At 73.0% G+C, this 24,901-nt stretch carries 22 protein-coding genes; 8 read left to right on the plus strand and 14 right to left on the minus strand.

From position 1 onward, the window contains the following. Positions 1-96 precede the first annotated feature (96 nt). The 8 genes from EIW28_RS05930 to EIW28_RS05965 all read right to left on the minus strand — a co-directional run bounded on the left by EIW28_RS05930 (position 97) and on the right by EIW28_RS05965 (position 8,533). A complete protein-coding gene (locus EIW28_RS05930; RefSeq protein WP_158630301.1) occupies positions 97-576 on the minus strand; it encodes a Sec-independent protein translocase family protein in 480 nt (159 codons plus the stop codon). Between the two features lie 79 nt (positions 577-655). After that, on the minus strand, positions 656-2,197 hold the full coding sequence (locus tag EIW28_RS05935) for a S1C family serine protease (RefSeq protein WP_197717115.1): 1,542 nt from the start codon (positions 2,195-2,197) through the stop codon (positions 656-658). A gap of 187 nt (positions 2,198-2,384) precedes the next feature. Continuing rightward, positions 2,385-2,552, minus strand: coding sequence for a DUF3117 domain-containing protein (locus EIW28_RS05940; RefSeq protein WP_091053443.1), 168 nt, complete (start codon positions 2,550-2,552; stop codon positions 2,385-2,387). A 228-nt stretch (positions 2,553-2,780) separates the two neighbouring features. Next, complete coding sequence (locus EIW28_RS24820) at positions 2,781-3,311, minus strand: hypothetical protein (RefSeq protein ID WP_125246820.1); 531 nt, start codon at positions 3,309-3,311, stop codon at positions 2,781-2,783. 12 nt (positions 3,312-3,323) lie between these two features. Then, positions 3,324-3,866, minus strand: coding sequence for a DivIVA domain-containing protein (locus EIW28_RS05950; protein WP_158630302.1), 543 nt, complete (start codon positions 3,864-3,866; stop codon positions 3,324-3,326). Positions 3,867-3,884: 18 nt separating this feature from the next. Next, positions 3,885-4,535: a hypothetical protein gene (locus EIW28_RS05955; protein WP_125246822.1), complete on the minus strand. Its 651-nt coding sequence runs from the start codon at positions 4,533-4,535 to the stop codon at positions 3,885-3,887. Continuing rightward, entirely contained in the window at positions 4,532-7,060 is a 2,529-nt protein-coding gene (locus EIW28_RS05960; RefSeq protein ID WP_125246823.1) for an FtsK/SpoIIIE domain-containing protein, read from the minus strand. The genes EIW28_RS05955 and EIW28_RS05960 overlap by 4 nt, the downstream gene beginning before the upstream one ends. 201 nt (positions 7,061-7,261) lie before the next feature. Next, the gene (locus EIW28_RS05965; RefSeq protein ID WP_125246824.1) at positions 7,262-8,533 is read right to left on the minus strand and encodes a M18 family aminopeptidase; all 1,272 of its coding nucleotides are present in this window, start codon (positions 8,531-8,533) and stop codon (positions 7,262-7,264) included. Positions 8,534-8,615: 82 nt separating this feature from the next. Here EIW28_RS05965 and folP point away from each other — a divergent pair, with 82 nt between their 5' ends. Beyond that, positions 8,616-9,482: a dihydropteroate synthase gene (gene folP, locus EIW28_RS05970; protein ID WP_125246825.1), complete on the plus strand. Its 867-nt coding sequence runs from the start codon at positions 8,616-8,618 to the stop codon at positions 9,480-9,482. Positions 9,483-9,499: 17 nt separating this feature from the next. Here folP and EIW28_RS05975 read toward each other — a convergent pair whose 3' ends face one another. Together EIW28_RS05975 and dapE are read right to left on the minus strand one after the other, a co-directional pair. After that, positions 9,500-10,207 carry an LOG family protein gene (locus tag EIW28_RS05975; RefSeq protein WP_125246826.1) on the minus strand — a complete coding sequence of 236 codons (708 nt, stop codon included), beginning with the start codon at positions 10,205-10,207 and terminating at the stop codon, positions 9,500-9,502. Then, positions 10,204-11,271 (minus strand): succinyl-diaminopimelate desuccinylase, encoded by a 1,068-nt coding sequence (gene dapE, locus EIW28_RS05980; protein WP_125247529.1) that lies wholly within the window; start codon positions 11,269-11,271, stop codon positions 10,204-10,206. The genes EIW28_RS05975 and dapE overlap by 4 nt, the downstream gene beginning before the upstream one ends. A gap of 42 nt (positions 11,272-11,313) precedes the next feature. Here dapE and EIW28_RS05985 point away from each other — a divergent pair, with 42 nt between their 5' ends. Next, entirely contained in the window at positions 11,314-12,243 is a 930-nt protein-coding gene (locus EIW28_RS05985; protein ID WP_125246827.1) for a DapH/DapD/GlmU-related protein, read from the plus strand. A gap of 203 nt (positions 12,244-12,446) precedes the next feature. Here the strand turns inward: EIW28_RS05985 and EIW28_RS05990 are convergent, their stop codons facing one another. Next, positions 12,447-13,580 (minus strand): Mrp/NBP35 family ATP-binding protein, encoded by a 1,134-nt coding sequence (locus tag EIW28_RS05990; RefSeq protein WP_125246828.1) that lies wholly within the window; start codon positions 13,578-13,580, stop codon positions 12,447-12,449. 88 nt (positions 13,581-13,668) lie between these two features. On the opposite strand from EIW28_RS05990, the gene EIW28_RS05995 reads away from it, so the two are divergent. After that, a complete protein-coding gene (locus tag EIW28_RS05995; RefSeq protein WP_125246829.1) occupies positions 13,669-14,514 on the plus strand; it encodes a PhzF family phenazine biosynthesis protein in 846 nt (281 codons plus the stop codon). 38 nt (positions 14,515-14,552) lie between these two features. Here the strand turns inward: EIW28_RS05995 and amrA are convergent, their stop codons facing one another. After that, a complete protein-coding gene (gene amrA / locus EIW28_RS06000) occupies positions 14,553-15,143 on the minus strand; it encodes an AmmeMemoRadiSam system protein A (protein ID WP_125246830.1) in 591 nt (196 codons plus the stop codon). A 170-nt stretch (positions 15,144-15,313) separates the two neighbouring features. Here amrA and EIW28_RS06005 point away from each other — a divergent pair, with 170 nt between their 5' ends. Further along, positions 15,314-16,171: an SDR family NAD(P)-dependent oxidoreductase gene (locus tag EIW28_RS06005; protein WP_125246831.1), complete on the plus strand. Its 858-nt coding sequence runs from the start codon at positions 15,314-15,316 to the stop codon at positions 16,169-16,171. 327 nt (positions 16,172-16,498) lie between these two features. Next, positions 16,499-17,143, plus strand: a complete 645-nt coding sequence (locus EIW28_RS06010) for a vitamin K epoxide reductase family protein (RefSeq protein WP_232013821.1) — start codon at positions 16,499-16,501, stop codon at positions 17,141-17,143. Between the two features lie 56 nt (positions 17,144-17,199). On the opposite strand, the gene cysC is transcribed toward EIW28_RS06010, so the two are convergent. Then, positions 17,200-18,744 (minus strand): adenylyl-sulfate kinase, encoded by a 1,545-nt coding sequence (gene cysC, locus EIW28_RS06015; RefSeq protein ID WP_125246832.1) that lies wholly within the window; start codon positions 18,742-18,744, stop codon positions 17,200-17,202. 400 nt (positions 18,745-19,144) lie between these two features. On the opposite strand from cysC, the gene ppc reads away from it, so the two are divergent. Together ppc and EIW28_RS06025 are read left to right on the plus strand one after the other, a co-directional pair. After that, entirely contained in the window at positions 19,145-21,904 is a 2,760-nt protein-coding gene (gene ppc, locus EIW28_RS06020) for a phosphoenolpyruvate carboxylase (protein ID WP_125246833.1), read from the plus strand. A gap of 131 nt (positions 21,905-22,035) precedes the next feature. Beyond that, positions 22,036-22,854: a TrmH family RNA methyltransferase gene (locus EIW28_RS06025; RefSeq protein ID WP_125246834.1), complete on the plus strand. Its 819-nt coding sequence runs from the start codon at positions 22,036-22,038 to the stop codon at positions 22,852-22,854. 38 nt (positions 22,855-22,892) lie between these two features. On the opposite strand, the gene EIW28_RS06030 is transcribed toward EIW28_RS06025, so the two are convergent. After that, positions 22,893-23,765, minus strand: coding sequence for an arylamine N-acetyltransferase family protein (locus EIW28_RS06030; RefSeq protein ID WP_125246835.1), 873 nt, complete (start codon positions 23,763-23,765; stop codon positions 22,893-22,895). Positions 23,766-23,941: 176 nt separating this feature from the next. Here EIW28_RS06030 and EIW28_RS06035 point away from each other — a divergent pair, with 176 nt between their 5' ends. Further along, entirely contained in the window at positions 23,942-24,772 is an 831-nt protein-coding gene (locus EIW28_RS06035) for a metal-dependent hydrolase (protein ID WP_408612189.1), read from the plus strand. Positions 24,773-24,901 lie beyond the last annotated feature (129 nt).

Below are 24,901 nucleotides of genomic sequence, written 5' to 3' on the forward strand. Positions count from 1 at the left end.
TCCCGCGGGAGCCCGGACCGGTTCCGCGCGGTCGGACCGGCCCGCTCACCGCGGCGCGCCCTCACCCGACCGGGTGACTTCGCGGTGGCCGTCCGCTCAGGTGACGTCGTCGAAGCTGGCCGCGCGGCCGCGCGTGCGCTCGGCGGGCGCCGACTCGCCGGCGTCGGCCGCGCTCCCGTTGGCCGAGCCGTTGGCGGAGCCGTTCGAGCCGCGCGTGATCGCGCCCCGGTTGACGCTGCGGCGGGTGCTCTCCACGTCGCGGGTGGCGTCGGTGAGGCCCTCCTTGAGCGGCCTGGTGCCCTCCTGGAGGTCGCGCATCGTGGACTTCAGCGGGTTCGTCAGCATCTCCTGGTCCTCTTCGGTCAGGATGTGCTTGCGGACGAACGTCTTCGGGTTGAGGTCCTCGGGCTTGATGTCGGTGCCGATCTCGCGGCTCAGGTCGGCCGCGGCGTTCGACGCCATGGTCCGGGCCTTCGAGATGAACCGGCGGAGGTTCGCCAGGGCCTTGGGCAGCTTGTCGGGGCCCCAAAGGAAGATCGCGATGAGGATGATGACGAGGAACTCGGTTCCGCCCAAGCCTCCGAACACGCTGACCCTCCGATGACCGACTGTGACTGCTGATACCTGAAAAACCTCCGCCTAGCGTACCCCCACGTCAGTCCCCGGCCGCTTCTAGAGTGACCTGCGCGCTGTGCTCCTCGCCATCGCGCTCGTACACGACCGTGACCACGGTCCCGGGCGCGAGCTTGCGGATGAGCGCGATCAGCTGCGTGTTCTCGGTGACGGTGGTGCCGTCGAAGCTGGTCACGACGTCGCCGTCCTCCATGCCGGCGTCGTCGGCGGGGGAGCCGGCCACGATCGTGCTCAGCGTGACCCCGACCCCCAGTTCGGACTCGCCGAGCTCGGCGCCGAGCACGGTGTGGCTGGCGGTGCCGGTCGCGATGATCTCGTCGGCGATGCGCTTCGCCTGGTTGATCGGGATCGCGAAGCCGATGCCGATGTTCCCGGCCTCGCCCTCGGCGGCCGTGGAGGCGATCGCGGTGTTGATGCCGATGACCTGCCCGGCGATGTCGGTGAGCGGCCCGCCCGAGTTGCCGGGGTTGATCGCCGCGTCGGTCTGGATCGCGGCCATGACCGACTCGACCTCGCCGTTGTTGTTCTCGGTGAGCACCGGCCGGTCGATCGCGGAGACGATGCCCTCGGTGACCGTCGAGGACAGCCCGAGCGGCGCGCCGACCGCGAGCACCGGGTCGCCCACGGCGACCTTGTCGGAGTCGGCCAAGACCATCGCCGGGTGGTCGCCACCCTCGATCTGGAGCACGGCCACGTCGGAGTCGGGGTCGGAGCCGATGACCGCCGCGGTCGTCACCGAGCCGTCGCTGAACAGGACCTGGAGGCTCTCGGCGGGCTCGGAGCCGCCGCCGACGACCACGTGGTGGTTGGTGAGCAGGTACCCGTCGTCGGAGACGATGAAGCCCGAGCCGTTGCCGCCGTCGGCGGTGAGCACCGTGACGACCGACGGCATGATCTGCTCGACGACCCCCGCGACCGAGGACAGGTCGCGCTCGGTCTGCGGGTCGGCCCCGGTGATGCCCCCGCCGCCGTCGCCGCGCGTGGCCCAGATGCCGACGGCCGCGCCGAGCGTCCCGGCGATGAGCGCGGTGATCGCCGCGACCGCGATGACGAGCCCGAGCCCGGCGCGCGCGGCGCCCCCGCGGCGCTCGGGCAGCGGCTCGACCGGCGTCCCGCCCGGGGCCGGGCGCGTCTCGATGACCGCGCGGCTGCCCGGGTCGCGCCACGGGTCGCTCGGCGCGGCCGGGTTCCACCACGCCGACTGTCCGACCCGCGGGCCGGCGGGCCCGGCCTGCGCGCCCGCCTGGGGAGCCTGCGCGCCCGTGTACGCCTGCGGCGGCTGCATGCCCGCGGACGCCTGCGGCCCCGCCGCTCCCGACAGGTGCGGCGGCGCGCCGTCGTGCGGCGACTGCGCTCCCGTCTGCGGCGGCCCGGCCGACACCGGCGGGGCCTGGAGGTCGGGTCCCGGCGCGGCATCGGGGCCGGGCCGGGGCGCCGCGTGGGGTTCGGACGCCTGTGCTGATCGCTCCGCCGACTGCGGATCCTGCGCGGAGTGCTGCCACGGCTCTCGGGGTCGCCGCTGATCGCCCGGATCTGCCTGGGGCGGCTGGGTGCCGGAAGTCATGCGACGAGTCTATGCCGCATTTGCCGCCCCTTCACCCGCGCTGCGATTCCCGCTCGCCTCGTGACGGTACGTCCACTCCGGCCGGTCCGAGGGCGCGAGAAAGGACCCGCTTCACGGCTCGTGCAGCGGGTCCTTCAGTCCGGACCGGCGGCGGGGTGACCGCCGAGGTGGGGTGGGCTTGGTGCCGTTACTCGAGGGCGCCCTGGAGTTCCTTGTTCAAGGTCTCGGCCTCTTCCGGCGACATCTCGACCACAAGTCGGCCACCGCCTTCCAGCGGCACCCGCATGATGATGCCGCGGCCCTCCTGGGTAACCTCCAACGGACCATCGCCGGTCCGCGGCTTCATGGCCGCCATATTCGTCTCCCCTCGATCCAAGGCCGCAGGTTGCGACTCGACGTTGCTAGATCAAGTTTCCCCGATCCGCAGGCCGAGAGCCAACTCGCCCCTCCGAGTATGTGACAAAGTTGCGGAGAAAGTGCTTAAAAGCGTTTAAATCGGACAGCCAATTTGCGGATTTCCGATTCACGTGCCCACCGCCCTGCGATACTGCCGGATCGTGATGGTCCGTCCGCGCCGCGGCGGCTACTCCTCCGGGTCCTGCTCGTGCTCGGCCCCCAGCAGGAACGCGGTGCCCTCGATCTCGCGCCCGTACGGCGACACGAACGTCGGCAGCTCCTTGGGCCCGAGCGAGCGGATGTAGGACCAGAACTGCCGCACGGCCTCGGCCTTGTCGACCGCCTCGATCGGCATCGACAGCGTCACCATCCAGTCGCGGCGCCGCTCGGGCGTCGGCAGCGTCCGGACCAGGTCCTCCCACGCGTCCGGCATGAGCTGCGTCCAGCCGCCGACGACGACGCCCTTGGCGTCGCTCAGGCGCTCGGCCGCGGCGGCGCTCTCGGCGGTCTGCTCGGGCTCCTCGAGGCGGCGGCGGTAGGCGATCGCGGCGCCGTCGAGCTCGCCGAGCGCGAAGACGCCCTCGGGTCCGGCCAGGGCGACCTCGTCGCCGTCCGCGGCCCCGTCGGGGAGGGCCGCCCTCGGCTCCACTGCCTCGACCTCGTACGCCTGTTGCTCCGCGTACTCGTCCTCGTTCAACACCAGCAGCCAATAACGCATGGGCATATCCCATCACGCTCCGCCGCGCGGCGTCTGCTCCCCTTCGTCCTCGCGCCCTGCCTCACGTCCGGCGCCGCCGCCCTCCGCGCCGGCCTCCTTCGCGAGCCGGAACGTGCCCTCTTCGAGCGGCTCGTCGAAGGCGTCGCCCTCGGAGGACCCGGCCTCGACCGCGTTCGGGACCGGACCGCCCGCGGGCTCCACGCCCTCGTCGTCCGCCGCGAGCACCTCGGCCTCCGCTTCGGCCTCGGCCTCCTCGACCGCGTCGGTCCCGAGCTCGGCCCGCAGCGCCGCGAGCTGCTCGTCGCGGCGGCCGATCTCCCACGCCAGGCGGGTCAGGGCCGCGTCGACCTGGTCGGTCCGGTAGCCGCGCGCCCCGGTGTCGAACTTGAGGGCGCCGATCGACGCCTCGCTGACCGGCTCCTCATCGCCGAGCCCGGCCGGCGCGCCCGCGGGCGCGAGGTCCAGCAGCGTGTCGCGGCCGGTGGCCCACACGACGATCGAGAACGCGATCCACACGCCGATGACGGCGACGATGACCGGGAGCACGAAACCCACGGGTTCCTCCAAGCAGCTCTAAGCGAAGAACGCGAAATAGGCGAACAGCGCCATTGTGCAGACCGCGAGGGTCACTCCCAGACGCGGGTTGTGGGGGACGACCGGCCTCACCGGCCGCCCGTTGCGGTCCGTCAGCGGCAGCCGGGGCCGGTTCGCGGCCCCCACCAGCAGATATCCCACGAGCGCGGCCATCACCGGCGGCAGGAACATGACCCACCACGTGGCCTCGCCGCCGCCGCTCGCGGCCAGGTAGACCAGCTGCCCGATGAGGCAGGCGACCATGCACGAGCCGTAGACGAGGAGTTCGCGCAGCACGTGGTGCGCGTTCGGCAGCAGCGTCGGCCGCTGCGCCGCCCGCACCGTCGCCTTGACCGACAGCTCGGCCTCCCGCAGCGCGGTCTGCGCCCGCGCGAGCGCCGCGTCCGGATCGTCCACGGCCGCTTCGGCCTCCTCGACCGCCGGGGACGGCATGAGGTCCGGTGTGGACTGCCGCAGGGTCGAGCACAGCTCCGCGACCCGCGAGGTCTGCGCGTCCAGCTCGGACCGCACCTCCGCGAGCGCCGCCCGCCGCCGCTCGAGCCGCCGCGCGGCCTGCGCGGTGCTCGCGGCCGAGTCGGCGTCGAGGCGCGCGAGTTCGTGGACCAGGTCGTCGTACGCGCTCAGGCTCATCGGGTCTCCACCACCTCGTCCAGGCGGCCGGGCCGCACGTACGGGACCGCGAGGGTCTCGGTCCCGGCGTGCCGGTCGATGACCAGGCACCGGTTCGCGCGGGCGTCCCAGGTCCGCTCGTAGCCGCCGGTGATCGCCGCGAGGTCGTTCGCGGCGATGTTCAGGGCCACGACGCCGGCGACGTGCTCGCGGCCGGCCGATCCGCCGATGTCGTCGAGGAACCGACGCGCGCCCCGCCACCAGCCGATGACGTGCGCCCCGGTCGCCGGTCCGTGCAGCAGCAGGTCCCGCAGGGTCCCCGGTTGGCCGTCGGCGCCGTCGGCCCCGAACCACACCAGGTACACGGGCCGGGCGCGCGGCGCGGTCAGGACCGCCCCCGGTTCGAGTTCGCGGCACTCGTGCCCGGCGGCCTTCAGCTCCTCGACCAGGTCCCGCGCGAGCTCCTCGGCGCCCGCGGCGGTCGCCGCGACGTGGAATTCGACGGCGCCCGGTTCGTGCTGGCGCGCCAGGGAGACCGCGGCCGAGGTGAGCACGTCGGCGGCGACGATCGAGGTCCCGAGGACCGCGAGGTGGCGGCCGGGGCTGCGGTCGAACTGGTACCCGACGGTGGACATGCGGACGTCGACCGCGCGGCCGAGGAGGGCCCGCGGCGCGTGCGTGGGCGCGAGCGCCGCGAACCGCGGGTCGGCGTCGAGGTGCTGCTCGTCGAAGCCGCGGAACACGACCGGCTCCTCGTCGGAGTCGCGCCGCGCCCACAGGTCCCGCCGCAGCCGCGCGAGGAGCTCGTCGGCGCTGGAGGCGTCGGGGAACCGGCAGGTCCGGTTGCGGCCCTTGAGGCCCCCGGCGTCGTTGATGACCGCCTGCCCGACCGATTCGACGGCGGCGTCGTTGCCCTCGTCGAGGAGGTGCTTCGCGCCCGGCAGGGCCACGCGCAGCGGGAACTGCCCGAAGATCGAGTCCTTCTTGGAGTACAGGGCCTCGATGCCGGAGATCGTCTGGGAGGCGAGCACGAGGTGCACGCCGTAGGAGCGGCCCTTGCGCGCCAGCTCCTCGAGGTGCGCGACCGCTTCGCCCGCGAGCCGGTCGTTCCCGGCGAACAGGACGTGGAACTCGTCGACGACGGCCACGATCCGCGGCAGCCGCACCTCGGGCCGCAGCTCCCGCAGCCGCGCGAGCCTCGTCGCGCCGGCCCGCTTCATGAGCCCGGCCCGCCGCGTGAGCTCCGCGCGCAGGGCCGCGAGGACCGCGACGCCGTACTCGCGGTCGGACTCGACGCCGACGGCCTTGACGTGCGGGATCCACGAGGGGTCGAGCGCGGAGGGCGTGAACTCGGTGAACGAGACGCCCTCCTTGAAGTCGAGGAGGTACAGCTCGAGCTCGTCGGGGGAGTAGCGGGTCGCGAGTCCGTAGAGGACGTCGAGGAGGAACACGGTCTTGCCGCCGCCGGTGCGCCCGCCGATGAGCCAGTGCGGGGTCGCGTCGTCGAAGGACACCTCGACGTCGCCGCCGGCGGTGTGCCCGGCCTGGTCGCGACCGATGACGGTGGTGAGGCCGTCGCGGCTCGACTCGGTCCACAGCACCTCGGGAACGAGGTCGGCCACGGACAGCTCGCCCGCTTCGCGGCGCTGCTCGGCGCGGGAGGCGAACACGGCGCGCACCAGGGCGGGCGGCGGCGGCGCGTCGAGGACGACCGGCAGCGGCAGGCCGCCGAGGCGCACCTCGTCGCCGCATTCGAGGCGGGTCGCGTGCTCGATCGCGGGGAGCCGCTCGCGGTGCGGGAGGTCCCGCCAGCCGCACAGCACGAGGTGGCAGCGGGCGGAGGGGCCGGCGTGCGCGAGGGCGGCGAGGCGCTCCCGGGTGGACTTGCCGACCTCTGGCGGGAGCCCGGCGACGACGATGAGGTGGTAGGGCCGGTCGGCGATCGACTGGCCGCGGGCGGCGACGTCGCGCAGCTCGGTGAGCCGCTTCTCGGCGGCGGTGAGGACCCGCGCGAGCGCGAGGTGGTCGGTGGCGACGGTGGTGGCGATCCCGGCGTCCACGAGGGCGGTCGCGGGCGCGAACACCTGCCCGAGGGTGACGCCGTCCACGAGGGACAGTTCGAGGTTCGGGTGCGCGGCGGTGATCCGCACGAGCAGCGACTGGAGCATCCCGGCCACGCGCGGGTCGGCGGCGTCGCCGTCGCACACGAGGTGGCCCTTGCCGAGGAGGCCCGCGAGGGCGGGGAAGACGGGCTCGTCGTCGAGGAGCGCGGTCCCGACCCGCACCGCCTCGGCCCCCGTCCGCGGCGTCTCGGTCCACAAGGGCGTGTTCGGGTCGGTGGCCGCGAGGTCGTCGCCGAGCCAGCCGCTCGCGGCCCCGGCCGCCGCGGCCCGCAGCCGCTGTGCGAGTTCGCTTCTGCGCCTGTCGGTGTCGTCGGCCGCGAGGCGCGTGGCGGCGCGGACCAGCAGCTCCTCGGCCCGGTCGGCGGCCCCGGCGGCGTCGCGCAGCCGCGCCGCGGCCCGCTCGAGTTCGGTCCGCCAAGTCAATGCCGCCTCCAAGGGGTGCCGTGAACGACACCACCTTACCGGGGCGCCGCGCCGCGTGAGGAGACCGGAGCGGAGCGCGAACGCGACAGCCCCGCATGTGAATCCGGATCGGACCGCGGCCGATCGGCCGGCGAGTCCGACAGCGTGCGCGCCCGGCGGGACGCCGTCCCACCGGGCCCGCGCGGCTCTTGAACTCGGGCGCTAGTGCGCGAACAGCCCGAGCGCGAGGTCCGCCAGGTGCGCCGGGTCCTCGGCGCCGCACAGTTCGCGCGCGGAGTGCATCGAGAGGATCGGCAGGCCGACGTCCACGGTGAGGATGCCCAGCTGCGTGCCCGAGATCGGGCCGATCGTGGTGCCGCCGGGGATCGAGTTGCGGTTGACGTAGTACTGCCACGGGATGCCGGCGTGCTCGGCGGAGCGCCGGAACAGGGCCTCCTCCTCGGCGCCGCTCGCGTACCGCTGGTTCGCGCTCACCTTGATCATCGGGCCGCGCCCGGCGATCGGCCGGTGGCCCGGCTCGTGCTTCTCGGGGTAGTTCGGGTGGACCGAGTTCCCGGTGTCGGCGGACATCATCGCGGAGGCGGCCATGACGCGCGTGAACGTCCGCTGGTCCTCGCCGAACAGGCGGCGCAGGACGGTCTCCAGGAACGGGCTCTGCGCGCCGGAGTAGGTCATCGACCCGATCTCCTCGTAGTTGAACGCGGCGAGCACGGGGACGTTCGCGCCGGTGTCCTCGGCGGCGATGAGCGCGGCGACGCCCGCGTGGGTGCTGGTGAGGTTGTCGAGCCGCCACGCGGCGAACAGCTCGTCGTCCTTCCCCAGGTACGCGGGCTTGTCGAGGGCGACGGTGAACAGGTCGTGCCCGAGCACGTCGTCGGGGTACACGCCGGCCTCGCCCGCGACGAACTCCAGGAACTCGCCGTCGCGCGGCTCGCCCAGGCCCCAGATCGGGGTGAGGTGGCCCTGCGCGTCGAGCGCCCGGCCCTCGTTCACGCCCCGGTCGAGGTGGATCGCGAGGCGCGGGATGCGCAGCAGGGGCCGGTCGAGGTGCACCAGGACCTCCGCGCCGTCGCGCAGGACGAGCCGGCCGGCGAGTCCGAGGTCGCGGTCGAGCCAGGTCTGGTGCGGGACGCCGCCGTAGACCTCGACCGCGACCTGCTTCCAGCCCGCGCTCCCGGTGTCGGGGCGCGGCTTCACCTTGAAGGTCGGGGTGTCGGTGTGGGCGCCGAAGATGCGGAACCGCGCCGCGGTCTCGCCGGGGGTCCGCCAGGCGACGATCGAGCCGTCGCGGACCACGTAGTGCCCCGCCGCGTCGCCGTTCGAGCCGAGCGTCCATTCCGCGGTCTCGTCGAGTCGCTCGAACCCGGCCGCCTCCAGGCGCCGCCCCGCCTCGGCGCACGCGTGGTACGGGGTGGGCGCGGCCTGGATGAACGCGGCGAGGTCGTCGGTGTGCGACCGGTCGAAGCGGGGCATCGTGTGCTCCTCTGGGCTCGTGCACATCGCCGCGGGGGCCGATGTGGTGGCGGGTGGCTGGTGCGGCTGTCAGCATAGAGCCATGCGTGCTCTGAGACTTGGCAGACGGGTGTTCGATGGCGGCGATTACGCGGTGATGGCGATCGTCAACCGCACGCCCGACTCGTTCTACGACGCCGGGCGGACCTTCGCGTTCGACGCGGCGGTGGCCGCGGTCGACTCCGCGGTCGCGAACGGCGCGGACATCGTCGACATCGGCGGCGTCAAGGCCGGCGACGACGGCCCGGAGGTGACGGCCGCCGAGGAGATCGACCGGGTGGTGCCGCTCGTCGCCGCCGTCCACGACCGCCACCCGGAGCTCGTGATCTCGGTCGACACGTGGCGCGGCGAGGTCGCCCGCGAGGCGGTCGCCGCCGGGGCCGAGCTCATCAACGACACGTGGGCCGGCTGGGACCCGACGGTGATCGAGGTCGCCGCCGACACCGGCGCGGGGTTCGTCGTCTCGCACACGGGCGGGCTCGCGCCGCGCACGATCGCGGAGAAGGCCGTGTACGGCGACGTCGTCAAGGAGGTCCGTGCCGAGCTCGTGGAGCGCGCCGAGGCCGCGGTGGCCGCCGGGGTGCGCGCCGACGGCGTCCTCATCGACCCCACGCACGACTTCGGGAAGACCACCTACCACTCGCTCGACCTCACCCGCCGCCTCGACGAGCTCGCCGACACCGGCTGGCCGGTCCTGGTCGCCTTGTCCCGCAAGGACTTCGTGGGCGAGACGCTGGACCTGCCGGTCGACCGCCGCCTGAACGGCACGCTCGCGGCCACGGCGATCTCGGCCTGGAACGGCGCCCGGGTCTTCCGCGCCCACGACGTCGCCGCGACCCGCGAGGTCCTCGACATGGTCGCGGCGATCAAGGGCGACAAGCCCCCGAAGGCCCCGCTCCGGAGCCTCTGAGGGGCCGCCCGGCGCCCCTACCGCGAGCGCTGCATGTGCTCGACGGCCTCGTCGAGGTCGTCGGTCATCATGAGCAGGTCGGCGTCGGCGGGGCCGATCTTGCCGTCGCCGAGCATGGAGCCGCGGATCCAGTCGAACAGGCCGCCCCAGTACGCGGAGCCGATGAGCGCGATCGGGAACTTGCCGACCTTCCCGGTCTGCACGAGCGTGAGGGCCTCGAACAGCTCGTCCATGGTCCCGAAGCCGCCCGGCAGCGCGCAGAAGCCGCACGAGTACTTCAGGAACATGACCTTGCGGACGAAGAAGTACTTGAAGTCGAGTTCGACGTGCACGAACTCGTTGATGCCCTGCTCGAACGGCAGCTCGATGCCGAGGCCGACCGATTTGACGCCCGCCTCGGCGGCGCCGCGGTTGGCGGCCTCCATCGCGCCGGGGCCGCCGCCGGTGATGACCGAGAACCCGGCCTCGCCGAGCTTGCGGCCCAGGTCCACGCCGAGCTTGTACTCCTCGGAGTCGACCGGGGTGCGCGCGGAGCCGTAGACGCCGATGGCGTCGCCGAGCTCGGCGGCCTCCATCGCGTCGAAGCCCTCGACGAACTCGGCCTGGAACTTCATGACGCGCCAGGCGGCCCGCTGCTTCCACTCCTCCTTGTGCGCCGCGTCCAGCAGGTGCTGGTCGGCGGTGACGCGGCCGGGGTTGTCCGCGGTGATCCGTCGATCGGTCATGATGCCTCCACATAGGCTCGCAGCGCCGCCGCGCAATCGCGGATGCGCGGGATCTCGACGCGTTCGTCCTGCTTGTGGGCGAGGTTCGGGTCGCCCGGCCCGAAGTTCACCGCCGGGATACCCAGGGTCGCGAACCGCGCCACATCGGTCCAGCCGAGCTTGGCGCGGAACTCGCCGCCGGCGGCGGCCACGAACTCGGCGGCCTCGGGGCGGTCCAGGCCCGGCCGGCACGACGGGGCCGTGTCGCTGACCTCCACCTCGAAGCCCGCGAACACCTCGCGCACGTGCGCTTCGGCGGCCGCCTCGTCCCGGTCGGGCGCGAAGCGGTAGTTCACGTCGACCCAGCCCTCGTCGGGGATGACGTTCCCGGCGACGCCGCCGCCGATGAACACCGCGTTCAGGCCCTCGCGGTAGACGCAGCCGTCGACCTCGACCTCCCGCGCCTCGTACGAGTTCAGCCGCTCCAGGACCGGCCCGAGCCGGTGGATCGCGTTCTCGCCCTTCCAGGACCGCGCCGAGTGGGCCCGCTTCCCGCGGGTCGTCACGCGCACCCGCATGGTGCCCTGGCACCCGGCCTCGACCAGGCCATACGTCGGCTCCAGGAGGATCGCGAAGTCGGCGGCGAGCAGTTCGGGCCGCGACTGCGAGAGCTTGTTGAGCCCGTTGTGGACCGCCTCGATCTCCTCGCAGTCGTAGAACGCGAAGCTCAGGTCGAAGCGCGGGCGCTCGACGGTGGCCGCGATCCACAGTGCGAGCGCGGTCCCGGACTTCATGTCGGAGGTCCCGAGGCCCCACATGACGTCGCCTTCGGTGCGGGTGGGGAAGTTCCCGTTCACGGGGACGGTGTCGAGGTGCCCGGCGAGCATGACTCGCCGGTCGCGCCCGAGGTCGGTGCGGGCCACGAGGGTGTTGCCGACGCGTTCGACGGTCAAGTGGCCCAGGCGCTTGAGGGCCGCCTCGACCGCGTCGCAGATCGCGGCCTCGTCCCGGGAGACCGACGGGATGTCGCACAGTGCCCTGGTCAGCTCGACCGGGTCGGCGAGGACTGCCTCACTCAAAACCATCACATCCGCAGACGATACCCGCCGCGTCGATAGGCTCTCGGCATGAGTGAATTCCTGACTGACGCAGCCTGGGGAGTCGGCGTGGCCACGGTCGCGCCCGACGGCGCCGTCCTCGACGTGTGGTTCACCCGCCTCGGCCTCGGCGAGGCCCCGACCGGGGTGGCGGCCCCGGAGCTCGAGCGGGAGCACCCGACCGGGACCACCTCCAAGGGCGTGTCGGTCCTCGTCAAGTCCCTCGCCGACGAGCCGGTCGACACCGCGGACGTCTACCTGCGCCTGCATCTGCTCTCGCACCGCTTCGTCATCCCGCACACGGTCAACCTCTCCGGGATCTTCGGGCTCCTCCCGAACAACGCCTGGACGAACCACGGCCCGGTCCCCGCCGACCACGTGAACGCCGCGCGCCTGAAGCTCCGCGCCGCGGGCGGCACCCTCGAGGTCAAGTCCCTCGACAAGTTCCCGCCGATGGCCGACTACGTGACCCCGCCGGGCGTCCGCATCGCCGACGCCTCCCGGGTGCGCCTGGGCGCGCACCTCGCCGAGGGCACCACGGTCATGCACGAGGGCTTCGTGAACTTCAACGCCGGCACGCTCGGCAACTCGATGGTCGAGGGCCGCATCTCGGCCGGGGTCGTCGTCGGCGACGGCTCCGACATCGGCGGCGGCTCCTCCATCATGGGGACGCTTTCGGGCGGCGGCAAGGAGGTCATCTCGATCGGCGAGCGCTGCCTCCTCGGCGCGAACGCCGGCATCGGGATCTCCTTGGGCGACAACTGCGTCGTCGCGGCCGGCTGCTACGTCACCGCCGGCTCGAAGGTGACCCTCCCGGACGGGACCGTGGTCAAGGCCGCGACCCTCTCCGGCAAGGACAACCTCCAGTTCTGGACGAACACGCAGACCGGCGTCCTCGAAGTCCGCCCGCGCACGGGCACGTGGGGCGAGCTCAACGCCGCGCTCCACAGCGCCCAGTAGCCGCCCGGCGTAGTACCCGGGTACCGCCCCTCCTGCTCAGGCAGGAGGGGCGGTTTCGTCCCTCGGGCCGATGCGCCGGCCCCCGCGCCCGCATAGCGTGGAGGGCACGAGGATTCCTCGGCTGGACTTTCTCGGGAACCGGGAGATAGAAGCGGCGGCACCGATCCGTGAGGACCGGTGCCGCCGTCGTTCCGTCTCGCGCCCTAGACCGGGCTGAGCCCGAGCGGCTTGCCCGCCAGGGAGACCTTGCGGACCGCGAGCTGGTCGGCGATCGCGCGGATCGACCGGGACGCCTCGCAGTCGGGGTCGGAGAGCACCAGCGGCACGCCGGCGTCGCCGCCTTCGCGCAGCCGCGGGTCGAGCGGGATCTGGCCGAGCAGCGGCACCTCGGCGCCGATGTCGCGGGTGAGCGCCTCGGCGACGGTCTTGCCGCCGCCGGAGCCGAACGGCTCGATGTGCGAGCCGTCGGGCAGCTCCATCCACGACATGTTCTCGACCACGCCCGCGAGCTTCTGGTGCGTCTGGGTGACGATCGCGCCGGCGCGCTCGGCGACCTCCGCGGCCGCCTGCTGCGGGGTCGTCACGACCACGAGTTCGGCGGTCGGCAGGAGCTGCGCGACCGAGATCGCGATGTCGCCGGTCCCGGGCGGCAGGTCGAGCAGGAGCACGTCGAGGTCGCCCCAGTACACGTCGGCGAGGAACTGCTGGAGCGCGCGGTGCAGCATCGGCCCGCGCCACACGACCGCGGTGTTCCCGGGCGTGAACATGCCGATCGAGATGACCTTCATGCCGTGCGCCTGCGGCGGCATGATCATGTCCTCGACCTGCGTGGGCGCGCCCTCGACGCCGAGCATGCGGGGGATCGAGTGGCCGTAGATGTCGGCGTCGGCGACGCCGACCGACAGGCCCTTCTGCGCGAGCGCGGCGGCGAGGTTCACCGTCATCGACGACTTGCCGACGCCGCCCTTGCCGGAGGCGATCGCGAACACGCGGGTGCGGGACTCGGGCAGGTTGAACGGGATGACCGGCTCGGCGCCGGCCTTGCCGCGGAGCTTCACCTGGAGGTCGGCGCGCTGCTGCTCGCTCATGACGCCGAACTCGAGCTCGAGCTCCTCGACGCCCTCGACCGCGTCGACGGCGGCGGCGACGTCCCGCTGGAGCGTGTCGCGCATCGGGCAGCCCGCGACGGTGAGGAGGATCGTCAAGGACAGGCGCCCGCCTTCGACCGCGACGGAGTCGACCATGCCCAGCTCGGTGATCGGACGGCGGATCTCGGGGTCGTTGACGTGCGAGAGCGCTTCGTGTACGGCCTCGACGACGGCGGCGTTGTCAGACATGACTCAATCGTAGCCAGGCGCGCGCCGACGCCAATGTGAGCGTAGCCTTACCCACCGCTCGCTCAAGTCCGCGAGCTATAAGTGCGGCATGACGCTTCCGTTCGAGATCTACGACGTCTTCTCCGACCGCCCCTACGCGGGCAACCAGCTCGCCGTCGTCTACGACGGCCAGGACCTCTCCACCGCGCAGATGCAGGCGATCGCGAAGGAGTTCGGCTTCTCCGAGACCGTGTTCGTGCTCCCCGCAGCCGATCCGAAGGCCGACTACCGCGCGCGCATCTTCACCCCTGCGGAGGAACTCCCGTTCGCCGGGCACCCCACGATCGGCGCCGCGATCGCCGCCGTCGCCGCCGGACGGGTCGCCCCGACCGACGGCCGGGTGGTCCAGGAGTGCGGCGCGGGCCTGATGACCGTGGCCGTGGACGGCGCCGCCGGTGCGGCGAAACTCACGTCGACCGCGATCGCGGTCGGCCCCGAACTCGACCGCGAGACCGCCGCCGCGGCGATCGGCCTCGGCGCGGACCGGCTCCTCGGCACCCCGAAGAACGCCAGCGCCGGGCTCGACCACAACTTCGTGCGCGTCGCCGACGAGGACGTGGCCGCGGCCGTCGACGTGCCCGGCCACCTCGACAAGGTGTACGTGTACAGCTTCGACCCCGAGACCGCGGCGGTCCACGCGCGGCTGTTCCACGTCGGCGTCGGGGAGGACCCGGCGACCGGCTCGGCCGCGGTCGCGCTCGGCGTGCACCTCGTGGACGCGGGCCTGATCGCCGGGGACGGCGTGCACTCGTACGAGATCGCGCAGGGCGCCGAGATCGGGCGCCCCTCGTCGCTGTCCGGCGAGGTCGTCGTCGAGGCCGGGGTCCCGGTCTCGGTGTCGGTCTCCGGCTCGGCGGTCAAGACCGCCGAGGGCGCGCTGGTGGCGCTGCCGTAGCCGACGCGGCGGCCGCTCCTTCCGGGTGAGCGCGGCGCTCAAGGAGCGCTGACGTACTCGACGGTGCCGTACCGCTCGGCCCGCAGGCCCTTGGGCCAGGGGGCCGAGCGGAGGTCGCCGGCCCAGGAGCGCCGCGGCCAGCCGCCCTTGCGGAGCAGGGCCGCGACGAACCGCTCCGGGTCCGGCTGGGCCGCCCACACGGACGGCAGGAACGTGGCGCGGCGGCCGTCGCCGTCCTTGAGCGTGAGCCCGTCCGCTCCGGGTCGGAGGGCGTCGAGGAGGGCCGGGAAGTCCTGTGCCGCAAGCGGTTCCGCCGGGGTGAGGACCGCGACCTTGACGGTCAGGCCCGGCACCTCGTCGGCTTCGACGGGCGGCAGCCGCGGGTCCCGCGCCGCCAGCCGCGCGTTGCGGACCACGTCGACGCCCAAGGGCCGCAGGGCGACGAGGGTGCCGATGCAGCCGCGGAGGGCGTGCTCCCGCTCGAGGGTCACGAAGGTGGCGGCCTTCTCGGCCAGTGCGGGCGGAGTGTCGGCGAGCAGTTCGGCCGCGCCGGGCGGCCGCGGGCCGAACGAGGTCGCGACCGCGCTGCGCGCCAGCGCCGTCAGGACCGGGCCCAGGTTCGGCTCCATCCTCCGATGGTCCCACGCCCGCGTCGGCGGCGCGCCGGGCCCGCCCGCCGACGTGCCGAACGGTTGCGGGAGAAGCCCTCTGATGCGGCCGATCGCCCCGATGGTGCGGTTTCGGGCCGTTCGGCCCGGCGGTGGTGCGTTTGGTCGGGGGAGCGTGAGAGACTGCCCGCATGAATGAACCGCGTCCGAGCCTCGAATCGTTCGAAGACGGCCTCGCCGAGGTGATCGACCTTCCCTCCGCCGGTCAAGGCCCGCTGACCGAGCTCGGCAGGCTTCAGCAGCTCGACTCGCTCGCCGGCAAGGTGGCGCTGGTGACCGGTGCGGGCGCGACCGACGGGATCGGGTTCGCGATCGCGACGCGGCTGCGGCTGGCCGGCGCGACGGTGGCGATCGTGTCGACGACGAAGCGGATCCACGAGCGGGCCGGGGAGATCGACGCGGTCGGGTTCGTGGCCGACCTGACCGACGAGGCCGAGGTCGGGGGACTCGCCGACGCCGTGGTCGACGCGGTGGGCGAGGTCGACATCCTCATCAACAACGCCGGCCTGACCTCGAAGTCGGACCCGGCGGTGGTCAAGCCCGTCGCGCAGCTGTCCTACGAGGACTGGCGGGCCGAGCTCTCCCGGAACCTCGACACGGCGTTCCTGGTGTCGCGCGCGTTCGTGCAGCCGATGGCCGAGCGCGGTTGGGGCCGGATCGTGAACGTGGCGGCGACCGCCGGCGTCGTCAACGCCGTCCCGGCCGAGGCCGCCTACGCCGCCGCGAAGGCCGGCGTGACCGGTTTGACGAAGGCGCTGGCGACCGAGGTCGTCGCCGACGGCGTCACCGTCAACGCGATCGCGCCCGGCCTGGTCCGCACCGGCTCCTCCACGGTCCCCGAGCTCCAGCAGGGCCTCGACGGCCCGATGGGCCGCCCCGGCACGCCCGAGGAGGTCGCCGCCGCGGCCGTGTTCTTCTGCGCGCCTTCGGCTTCCTACGTGACCGGCCAGACCCTCGTGGTCGACGGCGGCCGTTCGCTGCGCGTCTAGCCCGCCGCACACCCGACCGAACCGCACCCGCCGACCGCAAGGGCGACAGGCCGCGCGCCGACCGCGCCGCGCCGCGGGAGTGCCGCCAGACGCTGCTTCCCGCTGCCGCGGTGCCCGTCCACAGGTGCACCCCAGCAGTGGCTGCCCCATGGAGAATCGGCCCCGCAGGCGAGGCGGCGCCTCCCGTGCCCGCAGGGCGCCGGGCGTTTCGACGCCGCGGCCCCCGGGCCGGTTCCCGGATGTCCGGATCGCCATATTCGCCCGCCCTGTGCGCAACTCCGATCCCGCCGCGGTCGTTACCCTGTGGTGATCACTTCGACGGCAACCGTGAACGAGACCCAGGGGGCGCGCATGGACGAGGCGTTCGGCGAGACGGGAAGAGAGGCCAGGGGCCGCACCGTCACCGGGCTGGTCCTGCTCGTCGGCGGGCTCGTCGGCCTCGCGGCCGCGTTCGACCTCACCTACGAGCGGATCGCCTCGCTCATCGACCCCGACCACGCCATCTCCTGCGACTTCAACCCGGTGCTGTCGTGCGGCACCGTCATGAACACGTGGCAGGCGTCGGTGTTCGGGTTCCCGAACCCGATGATCGGGCTCGCGGCGTTCCCGCTCGTCGTCTTCATGGGCCTCCTGTGGCTCTCCAAAGTGGAGCTGCCGCGGTGGATCGCGCTCGGGTTCAACCTCGGCGCCCTCGGCGGGCTCGCGTTCGTGTCCTGGCTGATCTTCCAGTCCGTGTACCAGATCGGCGTGCTCTGCCCCTGGTGCATGGCCGTGTGGGCCGCCGTCCTCCCGATCTTCTGGTTCACCACGATCCGCAACCTCAGCACCGGTGCGATCCCCGTGGCCGAGGACTGGCGCGACGCCGTCGACGACGTCCTCCGCTTCCACTGGATCGGCCTGACGCTGCTCTACCTCGCCGTCATCGGCATCGTCGCCACCGGCTTCTGGGACTACTGGTCCACGCTCCTATAGCGAACGGCCGGGGCCCCGGGCTGCCGCCTGGGGCCTCGGCCCGACGTCGTCCGCCGCTAGGCGATCCGCAGCCCGATCGGCTCCAGCCAGCCGCCCTCGGACAGGTACTCGAGGACCTGCTCGACGGCCTCGCCGATGGTGATCTCGCTGGTGTCGATCTCCAGCTCCGCGTTCGGCGGCTCCTCGTACGGGTCGGAGATCCCGGTGAACTCCGGGATCTGCCCGGCGCGCGCCTTCGCGTACAGGCCCTTGCGGTCCCGCGCCTCGCACACCTCCAGCGGCGTCGAGACGTGCACGAGCACGAAGTCGGCGCCCGCGGCCTCGGCCATCCGCCGCGCCTCGGCCCGGTCGACCTCGTACGGGGCGATCGGGGCGGCCATGCCGATGCCGCCGTGCCGGGCCACCTCGGCCGCGACGAACCCGATCCGGCGGATGTTCACCGACCGGTCCGCGCGCGAGAACCCGAGCCCGCTCGACAGGAGCCGGCGCACCACGTCGCCGTCGAACAGCGACACCGTGCGGGTCCCCTCCTCCAGGAGCGCCTCGTAGACGCCGCGGGAGATCGTCGACTTGCCCGAGCCCGACAGCCCCGTGAAGAACAGCACGAGCCCGCGCTGGCGCCGCGGCGGCCGCGCCTTGCGCAGCTCCGCGGCCACGCTCGGCGGCGTGTGCCACTCGGGGAGCCCGAAGCCGCGGTCGAGCATGTCCGCGATCTCGGCCTCGCTGAGCGCGGTCCGCCGGAACGGCGGCTCGATGTCCTCGATCGGCCGCCACTGCCCGTCGCGGGTGTCGTAGGCGAGCTCGCGCGGCACCATGGCCCGCACGCCGTCGCCGCCGCCGAGCCCGTCGGGCCCGGTCATGAGGTGCGTCGCGCCGTACGCGGCCGCGACCTTCGCGGTCAGCAGCCCGTCGCGCAGCCGGTCGCCGCGCTTGGACAGCGGGACCGTGAGCACCGTGGCCGTCGGCAGCCGGTCCTTCGCCGCGAGCACCGACCGCACCAGGGCCGCCGTCGGCAGCCGCAGCTCCCGGCCGCCGTTCGTCTCGTCGCCGGTCGGGATCATGACCAGCACGTGCGCGGCGAGGTTGTGCGCGGCGCGCGCCAGCTGCGCGAGCTGGGGCCGGTGCAGCGGCCGGTCCGCGACGAGCGCGAGCACCCGCGGCTTCGTGTACGTGGTGCGCGCCTGCTCCGGGGTCGCCCGCAGGCCCGTGAACACGCCGTGCGCGGCGTCCGCGATGCGCCGCACCGGGCCGCCGACCCGCACCATGTCCGGCCCGAGCGCGTCGAGGCTGTGGCATTCGACCGCCGCGACCGGCGCCCCCTCCGGGTCGGTGATGCGAAGCACACGCCGCTTCGGGTCGGGGTTGTCCAGGAGCCGCGCGATCGCCATCGGCACGTCCAGGGTCACCGGCACCGGCCACGCCGTGCCGTCTGGGAGCATGCCCGTCGTCGTCACCGACCGCGCCTCGGCCTCGCCCATGAACCCGCGCAGCGGCGCGTACGCGCCGTACAGCAGCAGCTCCAGGTCGGCCAGTTCGTGCGGCAGCGGGGTGTGGCTCGGCGCCTCGGCGAGGATCTCGTCGGGCAGTACCCAGTCAGACATCGGCGGTCGGGGTCCCTTCGCAGCGGATCGTTCGGGGCGGCATCGGTCTCGGTCGCACCAGGGTATGCCACGGGGCCGACTCTGCACACGTACGGCTACGCAAGCGGGCGCCGTGGCCGCACGCCCACGGCCGCCCAAGCGCGCCCCGCGGCCGCACGCCCACGGCCGCCCGAGCGCGCGCCGCGGCCGCGTCCGATCGGCGTCCCGCCCGCGCCGAGACCTCCGCGACCCCGGACCCGGATCGTCCCGCATGGCGGACTGAGAAAGTGGCGCGGCCATTACCGGTAAGTTACGCTGACATCGCTCTCACGGACGCAGAGCACAGCAGTTCACCGCGGACAAGGACGTCGGCGCGAGCGGCCCCCTCAGGGTTTGCCCAGACCAGCAGTGGAGACCTCCCATGGACTACTACGACTCCTCCAGCGGAACCGACGACAAGCAGCTGCGCCGCGACATCAGGCGCCTCGGCAACCTCCTCGGCCAGGCGCTCGTCCGCCAGGAGGGCCCCCAGCTGCTCGAACTCGTCGAGGAGGTGCGCGGCCTGGTCCGCCACCAGCCCGAGGCCGTCGCCTCCCGGCTCGCCAAGCTCGACGTCACCGAAGAGGTCGACCTCGCCCGCGCCTTCGCCACCTACTTCCACCTGGCGAACATCACCGAGCAGGTCCACCGCGCCCGCGACATGCGCCGCTCCCGCGCCGAGAACGGCGGCTGGCTCTCCCAGGCCCGCGCCGAGATCACCCTCGAAGACGTCCCCGCCGACCAGATCGCGGCCGCCGCCGAGCGGCTCGAGGTCCGCCCCGTCTTCACCGCCCACCCCACCGAGGCCGCCCGCCGGTCCATCCTCATCAAGCTCCGCAACATCGCCGACCTCCTCGACGCCGAGGCCGCCGAGCGCGCCGTCCTCGGCTCCGCCGACGTCGACGCCGTCAACTCCCGCCTCGCCGAGATCATCGACCTCCTGTGGCAGACCGACGAACTCCGCGTCGAGAAGCCCGAGCCGACCGACGAGGCCCGCAACGCGATCTACTACCTCACCGACCTCTACCGCGACGCCGCCGCCCGCGTCCTCACCGACCTCAACGCCACCCTCACCGACCTCGGCGGCTCCCCCCGGCCCGGCACCGCCCCCCTGCGGTTCGGCACCTGGATCGGCGGCGACCGCGACGGCAACCCGTTCGTCACCCCCGAGGTCACCAAGCAGGTCCTGCTCATGCAGCACGAGCACGGCATCGCCGCCGCCGAAGGCGCCGTCGCCGGGCTCATCAACGAGCTCTCCGTCTCCCAGGCCGTGCGGCCCGCGTCCCAGGAGCTCCTCGACTCCGTGAACGCCGACCTCGACCGCCTCGGCGCCGCGATCCCCGCCCGCTACAAGCGCATCCACGCCGAGGAGCCCTACCGCCTCAAGGCCCGCGCCATCGAGGCGAAGCTCGCGAACACCCGCACCCGCCACGCCGAGGGCCTCCCGCACCGCGCCGGCTTCGACTACGCCGACGGCCGCGAACTCCTCGCCGACCTCCAGGTCATGCGCGACTCCCTCGCCCGCCAGCGCGGCCAGCTGCCCGCCAAGGGCGTCCTCGACCGCGTCATCCGCACCGTCGCCGCGTTCGGCCTCCAGCTCGCCACCATGGACGTCCGCGAGCACTCCGAGGCCCACCACGCCGTCCTCGCCGAGCTGTACGACGCCACCGGCGAACTCGACAAGCCCTACGCCGAGCTCACCGCCGCCGAGCGCAGCGCCGTCCTCGCCGCCGAGCTCTCCGGCCAGCGGCCCCTCGCGCCCGCGAACGTCGAGCTCACCGAGCTCAACCGCAAGACCTTCGACGTCTTCCACGCCATCCGCGACGCCCAGGAGCAGTTCGGGAAGGCCATCGTCGAGTCGTACATCATCTCGATGACCCACGACGCCGGCGACGTCCTCGCCCCCGCGATCCTCGCCCGCGACGCCGGCCTCATCGACGTCGCCCGCGGCCGCGCCGACGTCGGCTTCGTGCCCCTCCTCGAAGAGGTCGAGGAGCTCGCCGGCGCCGACACCCTCCTTGACGAGCTGCTCAGCCTGCCCGCCTACCGCGCGATCGTCGCCGCCCGCGGCAACGTCCAGGAGGTCATGCTCGGCTACTCCGACTCCAACAAGGACGCCGGCATCACCGCCAGCCAGTGGAACATCCAGGCGGCCCAGCGGCAGCTGCGCGACGTCGCGCACAAGCACGGCGTGCGCCTGCGCCTCTTCCACGGCCGCGGCGGCACCATCGGCCGCGGCGGCGGCCCCACCCACGAGGCGATCCTCGCCCAGCCCTCGGGCACCCTCGACGGCGCCATCAAGATCACCGAGCAGGGCGAGGTCCTCTCCGACAAGTACACGCTGCCGGCGCTGGCCCGCGAGAACCTGGAGCTCACGGTCGCCGCGTCGCTGAAGGCCACGCTGCTGCACACCGAGCCGCGCCACCAGCCCGAGGTCCTGGCCCGCTGGTTCGACGTCATGGACCAGACCTCCGAGGCGTCGAAGGCCGCCTACCGCGACCTCACCGGCCGCCCCGGCCTCGCCGAGTACTTCTGGGCCGTGAGCCCCACGGAGCTGCTGGGCGCCTTGAACATCGGTTCGCGCCCGTCGAAGCGCCCGAACACCGACGCGGGCCTGTCGGGCCTGCGCGCGATCCCGTGGGTGTTCGGCTGGACGCAGTCGCGCCAGATCGTCCCCGGCTGGTACGGCGTCGGCTCCGGCCTCGCGGCCGCCCGCGAGGCGGGCCTCGGCGACGAGATCGCCGAGATGTACGAGAAGTGGCACTTCTTCCGCAACTTCGTCTCGAACGTGGAGATGACGCTCGCGAAGACCGACCTGTCGATCGCGGGCCAGTACGTCTCGACGCTCGTGCCCGCGCACCTCCAGCCGATCTTCGAGGCGATCAAGACCGAGCACGCCGCCACGGTGGCCGAGATCCTGGCGCTCACCGGCGGCGAGAAGCTCCTCGACGCGAACCCGCAGCTGACCCGGACCCTCGAGGTCCGCGACCGCTACCTGGCGCCGCTCCACCACCTCCAGGTCTCGCTCCTCAAGCGCTACCGCTCCGAGGGCGGGGCCGACGGCGACGTGGACCCGCAGCTCAAGCGGGCCCTGCTCATCACCGTCAACGGCATCGCCGCGGGCCTGCGCAACACCGGCTGACCCGCGGCCCCCGGCCGGCCCGCCGCGGGCCTGCCGAGGCGGGAGGAACGTCCCAAAGCGACCGCGGGGCCGGGGCGGCGCCCCGGTCCCGTGCTAGGTTCGCGCTTCCACCCGATCGAAGCGCGGAGATCATGGCGAGAAGCTTGCGAGTCAGCGTCCGGAACGCGAAGTTCCAGCAGTGGGAGACCTTGCTGCGCAACCGGACCAAGCGGCACCGGACGGGCTCGTTCCTGGTGCAGGGCGTCCGGCCGATCACGATGGCCGTCGAGCACGGCTGGACCGTGCAGGAGCTGCTGTACGACGCCGACCGACCGCGCCTGTCCGACTGGGCCCGCGGGCTCCTCGACGCCCCGCACACCGAGCGGGCCGCGGTCGCCTCCGACCTCATGGCCGAACTGGGGGACAAGGACGGCGACGCGCCCGAACTCCTCGCCCAGGTCGCCATCCCGACCCGGCGCCTCTCGCAGCTGGAGTCGCGCCCCGGCTGGCTCGGCCTCGTCGTCGACCGGCCCACGAGCCCCGGGAACCTCGGGTCGCTCATCCGCTCCGCCGACGCGTTCGGCGCGGACGCGGTCGTCCTCACCGGCCGCAATGCCGCGGACCCCTACGACCCCAAGGCCGTCCGCGCCTCGACCGGCAGCCTCTTCGCGCTCCCGGTCATCAACGCCGCCTCCGCGCACGAGGTCGCCGAGTGGGCCGCGAAGCAGGCCCACCGGCCCTCCATCGTGGGCACCGACGAGCGCGGCGAGCGCGCCCTGGCCGACCACGACCTGCGCGGCGCGCTCCTCCTGGTCGTCGGCAACGAGACCGAGGGCATGTCGAAGGCGTGGACCGAACTCGCCGACGCCGTCGCCCGCATTCCCATGTCGCCCAAGGCCGCTTCGTCCCTGAACGCCGCGAACGCCGGCACTGTCGCGCTCTACGAGGCCGCCCGCCAGCGGTCCCTCTAGGACCGGCGCCCGCCGCGCGACCGTCCAGGCCGGAGCCGCTAGACCGCCCCGGCCTTGCTCTCCTCGGCGAGCTTCTGCTCGTGCTGCTCGACGGCCTTGGCCCACAGGGCCGCGACGTCCGCGTCGGTGAGCGTGAGGTTGAACCGGTCCCGCAGGAGCGACGCGAACGCGTCCGCGTCCTCGACGACCGTCACCGACTTGAAGTCCGGGTACGCCGGCCCGTAGACGGTGAGCGTGCGGGCCCGCAGCACCCACATGTCGTGCTCGCGCGGGTTCTGCACCGCGAGGGTCCGCACGAACGGCGACTCCGGCGAAGTGGACAGTTCGCGGCAGCGGTCGGCGAACTCCTCGGGACGCCGTTCCTCGAGCGTGAAGTCGAACGTCAGGTTCGCCACGCGCGGGTCGATCGAGCAGCGCCACTCCTCGCCGCCGAGGCTCCACACGCCGAAGTTGAACGCGCCGATCCGGTAGCTGCCGTTGCGGATCGGCAGCGGGTCGCGGAAGCCCGTCCCGATCCCGCCGTCCGCCAGGTACTCCGACCCGTCCTTGCCGTGCTGCTCGGGGAACCGCACCACGAGCGGCATGTGGTTCCACCAGGCGCCGTCGCCGTCCACTTCGCGGCGCACGCCCCCGAGGACGCGGCGCACGTCGAAGCCCATGGCCTCCAGCGCGAACGCCAGCACGCCGTTGTGCTCGTAGCAGTACCCGCCCCTCCCGCCCTCGACGAGCTTCGCGAACAGCGAGTCCGCGTCGAGCCGGATCGGCCGGCCCAGCTGGATGTCGAGGTTCTCGTAGGGCATCGCCGCGACGTGCGCGCGGTGGATCCGCCGCAGCGCGTGCAGCGTCGGGCGCCGCGGAGCGGTGATCCCGACGCGGTCGAGGTAGGCGGCCAGCATGGCGGAGTCGAACACCCCTCGACCATACCGCGAGTGAAACCCCAGGTCCCCGGTCGTGATGAGACCGATACGCGAAAGATGTTGCAGGGCTGGAGTTCTGTCACTCCTGGGGCCGCATTGGTGGCCCCGGTGTGGGATAGTGTCGCCATCCTCCCGACTGCTCTACGCATTGCCCTTAAGGAGTCCCCGCTATGGTCATGGGTCCGACCCACGCCATGTCCGGCGCCGCCCTGTGGCTCGCCGGTTCGGCCGTAGCCTCCGCCGCCTTCGGCATCGACCAGACGGCGAGCGAGCTCGCCGTCGGCACCATCGCCGCCGCGGGCGCCGCCCTCTACCCCGACATCGACTGCGCCGGCCGCGTCACCGAGAACAAGGGCGGGTCCACCGTGGCCAGGTCGTTCGGCGTCGTGTCCCTGCTCTTCGCCGAGATCGTCGAACGCCTCTGCTACTGGTTCTACCTGATCACCAAGTCCAAGAAGGACAAGAAGCGGAACAACGGCCACCGCCTGTTCACCCATACGATCGTCCACGCCGCGATCGTGGGCACCGGCACCGGCTTCCTCGCCGCCTGGGGCGGGAAGTTCGCCGTCATCGCGATCCTGTTCCTGCTCACCGGCCTCGCCGTGCGCGGCCTCATGAACTCGATCGCCGAGAAGTACGGCTGGATCGTCACCACCGGCATCTCCCTCGCCGTCGCCTACGGCATGTACCACCTGCTCGACGAGAACCGCTCCTACTGGATCCTCGGCCTCGCCATGGGCATCGGCTGCTTCATCCACATCCTCGGCGACGTCATCACCAAGATGGGCTGCCCGATGTTCTTCCCCCTGCCGATCCAGAAGAAGCGCTGGCGCGAGATCGGCCTGCCCGACTCGATCGCGCTCCGCGCCGGCGGCAAGGCCGAGAACAAGATCCTCCTGCCCGCGCTCACCGTCATCGTGGTCCTCGGCATGTTCTACAACCTCCCCGAGGTCCAGGCGCTCCTGTTCGGCCCCGAGGGCGGCCAGGGCGCCTCGAACTGACGCCCGCGCCCCCGCGCGCGATCGCGCTCGGCCCCCGGGCCGGCGCGAGGTAGACTCGACCGGTCGCCGGAACAGCCCCCCGTCAGGGCTGTCTCCGGCCATCAGTCGTGCCCTCAAGGGCAATCCGAG

The sequence above is a fragment of the Glycomyces terrestris genome (assembly GCF_003933745.1).
Classification (GTDB): domain Bacteria; phylum Actinomycetota; class Actinomycetes; order Mycobacteriales; family Micromonosporaceae; genus Glycomyces; species Glycomyces terrestris.

What these genes read in the sequence shown, in the direction of transcription:
- amrA (WP_125246830.1), bottom strand. Translation starts at nt 15,143, where the DNA reads ATGGAGCCGAACCTGGGCCCGGTCCTGACGGCGCTGGCGCGCAGCGCG.
- ppc (WP_125246833.1), top strand. Translation starts at nt 19,145, where the DNA reads ATGGACTACTACGACTCCTCCAGCGGAACCGACGACAAGCAGCTGCGC.
- EIW28_RS05975 (WP_125246826.1), bottom strand. Translation starts at nt 10,207, where the DNA reads ATGACCGATCGACGGATCACCGCGGACAACCCCGGCCGCGTCACCGCC.
- cysC (WP_125246832.1), bottom strand. Translation starts at nt 18,744, where the DNA reads ATGTCTGACTGGGTACTGCCCGACGAGATCCTCGCCGAGGCGCCGAGC.
- EIW28_RS05935 (WP_197717115.1), bottom strand. Translation starts at nt 2,197, where the DNA reads ATGACTTCCGGCACCCAGCCGCCCCAGGCAGATCCGGGCGATCAGCGG.
- EIW28_RS24820 (WP_125246820.1), bottom strand. Translation starts at nt 3,311, where the DNA reads ATGCGTTATTGGCTGCTGGTGTTGAACGAGGACGAGTACGCGGAGCAA.
- EIW28_RS06005 (WP_125246831.1), top strand. Translation starts at nt 15,314, where the DNA reads ATGAATGAACCGCGTCCGAGCCTCGAATCGTTCGAAGACGGCCTCGCC.
- dapE (WP_125247529.1), bottom strand. Translation starts at nt 11,271, where the DNA reads ATGGTTTTGAGTGAGGCAGTCCTCGCCGACCCGGTCGAGCTGACCAGG.
- EIW28_RS05990 (WP_125246828.1), bottom strand. Translation starts at nt 13,580, where the DNA reads ATGTCTGACAACGCCGCCGTCGTCGAGGCCGTACACGAAGCGCTCTCG.
- folP (WP_125246825.1), top strand. Translation starts at nt 8,616, where the DNA reads ATGCGTGCTCTGAGACTTGGCAGACGGGTGTTCGATGGCGGCGATTAC.
- EIW28_RS05985 (WP_125246827.1), top strand. Translation starts at nt 11,314, where the DNA reads ATGAGTGAATTCCTGACTGACGCAGCCTGGGGAGTCGGCGTGGCCACG.
- EIW28_RS06035 (WP_408612189.1), top strand. Translation starts at nt 23,942, where the DNA reads ATGGTCATGGGTCCGACCCACGCCATGTCCGGCGCCGCCCTGTGGCTC.
- EIW28_RS05955 (WP_125246822.1), bottom strand. Translation starts at nt 4,535, where the DNA reads ATGAGCCTGAGCGCGTACGACGACCTGGTCCACGAACTCGCGCGCCTC.
- EIW28_RS05940 (WP_091053443.1), bottom strand. Translation starts at nt 2,552, where the DNA reads ATGGCGGCCATGAAGCCGCGGACCGGCGATGGTCCGTTGGAGGTTACC.
- EIW28_RS06025 (WP_125246834.1), top strand. Translation starts at nt 22,036, where the DNA reads ATGGCGAGAAGCTTGCGAGTCAGCGTCCGGAACGCGAAGTTCCAGCAG.
- EIW28_RS05965 (WP_125246824.1), bottom strand. Translation starts at nt 8,533, where the DNA reads ATGCCCCGCTTCGACCGGTCGCACACCGACGACCTCGCCGCGTTCATC.
- EIW28_RS05995 (WP_125246829.1), top strand. Translation starts at nt 13,669, where the DNA reads ATGACGCTTCCGTTCGAGATCTACGACGTCTTCTCCGACCGCCCCTAC.